Origin of the sequence: Kitasatospora sp. NPDC051914 (assembly GCF_040680995.1) — a bacterium.
Lineage (GTDB): Bacteria > Actinomycetota > Actinomycetes > Streptomycetales > Streptomycetaceae > Kitasatospora.
In genome coordinates, this window is sequence record NZ_JBFAXX010000144.1 from 1 (window position 1) to 4,596 (window position 4,596).

A 4,596-nucleotide genomic window follows, 5' to 3' on the forward strand; every position below is an offset into this window, starting at 1 on the left:
GGGGGGGGGGGGTCAACCCACCCCCCAACCCCGCGTCTGTGTCCGAGGGGGGACTTGAACCCCCACGCCCGATAAAGGGCACTAGCACCTCAAGCTAGCGCGTCTGCCATTCCGCCACCCGGACCGGGTGTCGTCTCCGCGGCTCCGTGCCGCGTTGACGTGCTCAACTGTAGCAAAGATCCGCTTCCGGTCCCAAAACCGCTCCCGCGGGGTGCCGGCGGGCTTCGATCCGTGGGCGGATGGCCTTGGGGCGCAGCGGATGCTGGGGGAGGATGGCGGGACGGTGCCCGCGGTGCCCCGGCGTGGGGTCGGGGGCGGCGGCCAGGTGCGTCGCGCGGGCCGGAGACGAGGAGTGGCCGTGAGTGAGGCGAGGGCGGAGCGGGCGGAAGCCGCGAAGGTGACGGCCGAGTCGGAGGTCGCCGACATCTGCCGGGACCTGATCCGGATCGACACCAGCAACTACGGGGACGGCTCCGGGCCGGGCGAGCGGAAGGCGGCCGAGTACGTCGCCGAGATGCTCGCCGAGTTCGGCGTCGAGCCGAAGATCTACGAGTCGGCCAAGGGGCGGGCCTCGACCGTCGTCCGGATCGAGGGCGAGGACCGCTCGCGGCCCGGCCTGCTCATCCACGGCCACCTCGACGTGGTGCCGGCCAACGCGGCGGACTGGACGTACGACCCGTTCTCCGGGGAGATCGCGGACGGCTGCGTCTGGGGCCGCGGCGCGGTCGACATGAAGGACATGGACGCGATGACGCTCGCCGTCGTCCGCGACCGGCTGCGCACCGGCCGCAAGCCCCCGCGCGACCTGGTGCTGGCCTTCGTCGCCGACGAGGAGGCCGGCGGCACCTACGGCGCCCGCCACCTGGTCGACAGGCACCCCGACCTCTTCGAGGGCGTCACCGAGGGCATCGGCGAGGTCGGCGGCTTCTCCTTCACCGTCAACGACCAGGTGCGCCTCTACCTGGTGGAGACGGCGGAGAAGGGCATGCACTGGATGCGCCTGACCGTCGAGGGCCGGGCCGGGCACGGCTCGATGGAGAACGACGACAACGCCATCACCGAGCTGTGCGAGGCGGTCGCCCGCCTGGGCCGGCACACCTTCCCGCTGCGGATCACCAAGACCGTCCGCGCCTTCCTGGACGAGCTCTCCGACGCCCTCGGCGTGAAGCTCGACCCGGAGAACATGGACGAGACGCTGCGGGTGCTCGGCGGCATCGCCAAGATGATCGGCACCACGCTGCGCAACACCGCGCAGCCGACCATGCTCGGTGCCGGCTACAAGGTCAACGTCATCCCCGGCCAGGCCACCGCGCACGTGGACGGGCGCTTCCTGCCCGGCTACGAGGAGGAGTTCCTGGCCGAGCTGGACTCGGTGCTCGGCCCGCGCGTGAAGCGCGAGACGCTGCACTCGGACAAGGCGATCGAGACCGGCTTCGACGGCGACCTGGTCGAGGCGATGCAGTCGGCGCTGCGCGCCGAGGACCCGATCGCCCGGGCGGTGCCGTACTGCCTGTCCGGCGGCACCGACGCGAAGTCCTTCCAGGACCTCGGCATCCGGTGCTTCGGCTTCGCCCCGCTGCAGCTGCCGCCGGACCTGGACTTCGCCGGCATGTTCCACGGCGTGGACGAGCGGGTGCCGGTCGACGGCCTGAAGTTCGGCGTGCGGGTGCTGGACCGCTTCCTCGACGCCTGCTGACGCGCCCGCGCCCGCCCAGGCGGCCCGTTCCGGAACTGTTCCGGGGCGGGCCGTCCGCATGGTACGAGGGAATGATTTGGGACACTCTCGGAACGCCGTGAAGAAACGATTCCGCTCGTATTTCCGGTACCGATTGTCTGTTCGGATCATCACCGCTGCGAGTGAATGGGGAATCTTCTCCGTACCCCGTTCGCAGCAGTCTCGTTCACTCCTGTGTGCAGCCCGGGGGAACGGGCTGCGGAATCGACCAGGAGGACCCATGAAGGTCAAGAAGATCGCCGCCGTCGCCGCCGCCACCGGTGGGCTGGTGCTCGCCGGCGCCGGTGCCGCGTCGGCCCACGGCGCCGGTGCGCAGGGCGTCGCGGCGGGCTCCCCGGGCGTGCTCTCCGGCAACCTGATCCAGGTACCGGTGCACGTTCCGGTCAACGTCTGCGGCAACACCGTCAGCGTGATCGGCCTGCTCAACCCGGCGTTCGGCAACAGCTGCGCCAACTTCTGAGCGGGGCCCGGGCGCTGATCCCGGTCTTCTGGCGCGTGCCCCCGGGCGGCGGGACCCCCGCCCGGGGGCACGTCCGTGTCCGGACCGCAAGGGGCTCCCGCGCGGCGCTCACTCGATCGGATGAAGGCGCTGCGTCCGGCTCAACCTTTGGCCGTTCGGCTCGTTGAGTGGTGTACGGGCGAGGTCCTCGTCAGGAATTCCGACCATCAGAAGAATCAGGGGAGTTAATGCGACAGGTCGCAAAGAGGGGAATCCTCACCGCCGTCGCCACCGGCAGTGTTCTGGCCTCCACCGCAGGCTATGCGTACGCCGCCGGAAGCGAGGCCCAGGGCGTCGCGGCGAACTCTCCCGGCGTCGGCTCCGGGAATGCCGTGCAGGTCCCGGTGGACATCCCCGTGAATGTCTGCGGCAACACGGTCAATGTGATCGGGCTGCTCAACCCCGCCTACGGCAACCAGTGCGGCAACGTCTCCGCCGGCCAGGGCGGGTCCGGTTCCAACGGCTCGGGCACGGGCGGCTCCGGCACCGGCTCCGGCGGCTCCTCGGCGAGTGGCGGCAGCCAGAACTCGCCGGGCGTCGTCTCCGGCAACACCGTGAGCGTCCCGGTGAGCGCGCCGGTCAACGCCTGCGGCAACACCGTCGACGTGGTCGGCGTCGGCAACCCCGCGTACGGCAACTCCTGCGGCAATACGCACGTCCACGAGACCCCGCCGCCGCCCACCCCGCCGGACGAGGAGTGCGCCTGCACCGAGACGCCCCCGCCCACCCCGCCCAAGACCCCCGAGACGCCGTCCGACGGCACCCCCCGCTCCGGCGAGGGCACGCCGCCCGCGGTCACCACCCAGGTGGCCACGCCCGACCGCCTGGCCTCCACCGGCGCCTCCGGGCTGGAGCTGCTCGCCCCCGCGGGCCTCGCGCTGCTGCTCGGCGGCGGCGTGCTCTACCGCCGCTCCCGCGCCGGCGCCCGCTGACCGCGCGGGCCGCGAAGGGCCCGGCCGGCCCCTGCTGCGCCTGTGGCCGCCCCGGAACGGACCGGGGCGGCCACAGGCGCTCTCATGTGCGGGCCCGCCGGGCCGCTCCGCTCACCAGCTGCGCACCTGGCGGATGATCCGGCGGCGGAGCCGGACCGTCCGGCTGCCGTCCGGGAACAGCCGCAGGCGGTCCAGCTCCCAGTGGCCGTACTCGGCGTGCTCGGTGAGCAGCTGCCGCGCCGCATTGCGGCTCGTGCCGCGCGGGAGGCGCAGCGACTGGTACTCGTACTCGGGTTGCCGGACCAGCTTCGGTGGGGTCAAGTTCTCCTCCTGCGTCCGTGCGATACGCCTGCACGCAAGCCTACGGCCTGGCGCCGACGGAGGGCCCCGGCCTGCAGGGCGGTTGCCGCGCCGCGGCCGCGTCCGGCGCCGCCGCCGGGCTGACTCGCGATCAGTTCCGCTGTTCGGGGACGGATACCCCCGCGCCGGGCGGTCGATGCCGGGGCGGCCCGTTCTGCCCGGCGCGGCCGCCCGTACGCGCCCTCCCGTCGGCCGCCGCGGGCCCGCCGGGAGGGGGCATATCCATACGTATCGGACATCAGGGGGGAAGTTGTCGTGAATTCGCGGGCGTAGGTGACAACCCCGATGCATGTGGTCACCGGGGCGGGATAGCGTCTGCACCATGTCTGATGCCGCGCAGCTCACCATCAACGAGGTACGGGCCGCCGCCGAGGCGGTCAAGGCCGCGATCGACCGGCACCTTGAGGCCGTGGCCGGCACCACCGAGGAGGGCGATCCGGCCGTGGTCGCCGCGTACGAGGACCTGGCGGCGGCGGCGATCACCTACGACCAACTGCTCTACGAGGTCTACGACGAGGTCACGCCCTTCGAGGTGCCGGGGGACGGCGGCGAGGGCGGCTACCAGGGGCCCGAGCAGCCCGAGGCGATCAGCGTGCTGATCCGCCGCGACTACCTGGTCGCGGACCCGAAGCGGCTGCGCGTCCAGGCCGAGCGGGTGGACGCCTCGCTGACTCCGGGCGGCGGGACCGGCGGGGCCGTGAACGCGGCGATCGGTGTGCTGTTCGGCGAGTACGAGCCGGACGAGATCGCGGCGCGCTGCGAGGAGTTCGGGCTGGAGGAGGGCGACTCCACGGTGTGGGTGTCGGCCGTCGAGCCGTCCGAACCCGGCGAGTGGCTGCCGGAGCCGTTCGACGCGGCCGATCCGCAGATGCTGATCTGCCGTTTCGACATCAGCGAGGTCTACGACGAGGACCCGGACGCCTTCGATCCGGAGGCGTGAGCGCAGACCCGGAGGCGCGAGTGCAGACCCGGAGGCGCGAGTGCAGACCCGGAGGCGCGAGTGCAGACCCGGAGGCGCGGGGGGGCGCCTAGGGGCGGGCGGGCGCCCGCCCCCCCGACAAGCACGCCGC

At 72.6% G+C, this 4,596-nt stretch carries 5 protein-coding genes and 1 tRNA gene; 4 read left to right on the forward strand and 2 right to left on the reverse strand.

Features of this window, described 5'->3' with window-relative positions:
* Nucleotides 1-39: 39 nt before the first annotated feature.
* Nucleotides 40-124: transfer RNA gene (locus AB0M03_RS39360), tRNA-Leu, on the reverse strand.
* 234 nt (nt 125-358) lie between these two features.
* Between AB0M03_RS39360 and AB0M03_RS39365 the strand changes: the two genes are divergently transcribed.
* The 3 genes from AB0M03_RS39365 (at nt 359) to AB0M03_RS39375 (ending at nt 3,166) form a co-directional block, all read left to right on the forward strand.
* Nucleotides 359-1,696 (forward strand): M20/M25/M40 family metallo-hydrolase, encoded by a 1,338-nt coding sequence (locus AB0M03_RS39365; RefSeq protein ID WP_363501568.1) that lies wholly within the window; start codon nt 359-361, stop codon nt 1,694-1,696.
* Between the two features lie 259 nt (nt 1,697-1,955).
* On the forward strand, nt 1,956-2,195 hold the full coding sequence (locus tag AB0M03_RS39370) for a chaplin (RefSeq protein ID WP_363501571.1): 240 nt from the start codon (nt 1,956-1,958) through the stop codon (nt 2,193-2,195).
* A gap of 227 nt (nt 2,196-2,422) precedes the next feature.
* Nucleotides 2,423-3,166, forward strand: coding sequence for a chaplin (locus AB0M03_RS39375; RefSeq protein ID WP_363501573.1), 744 nt, complete (start codon nt 2,423-2,425; stop codon nt 3,164-3,166).
* 111 nt (nt 3,167-3,277) lie between these two features.
* On the opposite strand, the gene AB0M03_RS39380 is transcribed toward AB0M03_RS39375, so the two are convergent.
* The gene (locus AB0M03_RS39380; RefSeq protein WP_363501579.1) at nt 3,278-3,472 is read right to left on the reverse strand and encodes a DUF5703 family protein; all 195 of its coding nucleotides are present in this window, start codon (nt 3,470-3,472) and stop codon (nt 3,278-3,280) included.
* A 376-nt stretch (nt 3,473-3,848) separates the two neighbouring features.
* Between AB0M03_RS39380 and AB0M03_RS39385 the strand changes: the two genes are divergently transcribed.
* The gene (locus AB0M03_RS39385) at nt 3,849-4,466 is read left to right on the forward strand and encodes a hypothetical protein (protein WP_363501576.1); all 618 of its coding nucleotides are present in this window, start codon (nt 3,849-3,851) and stop codon (nt 4,464-4,466) included.
* Nucleotides 4,467-4,596 lie beyond the last annotated feature (130 nt).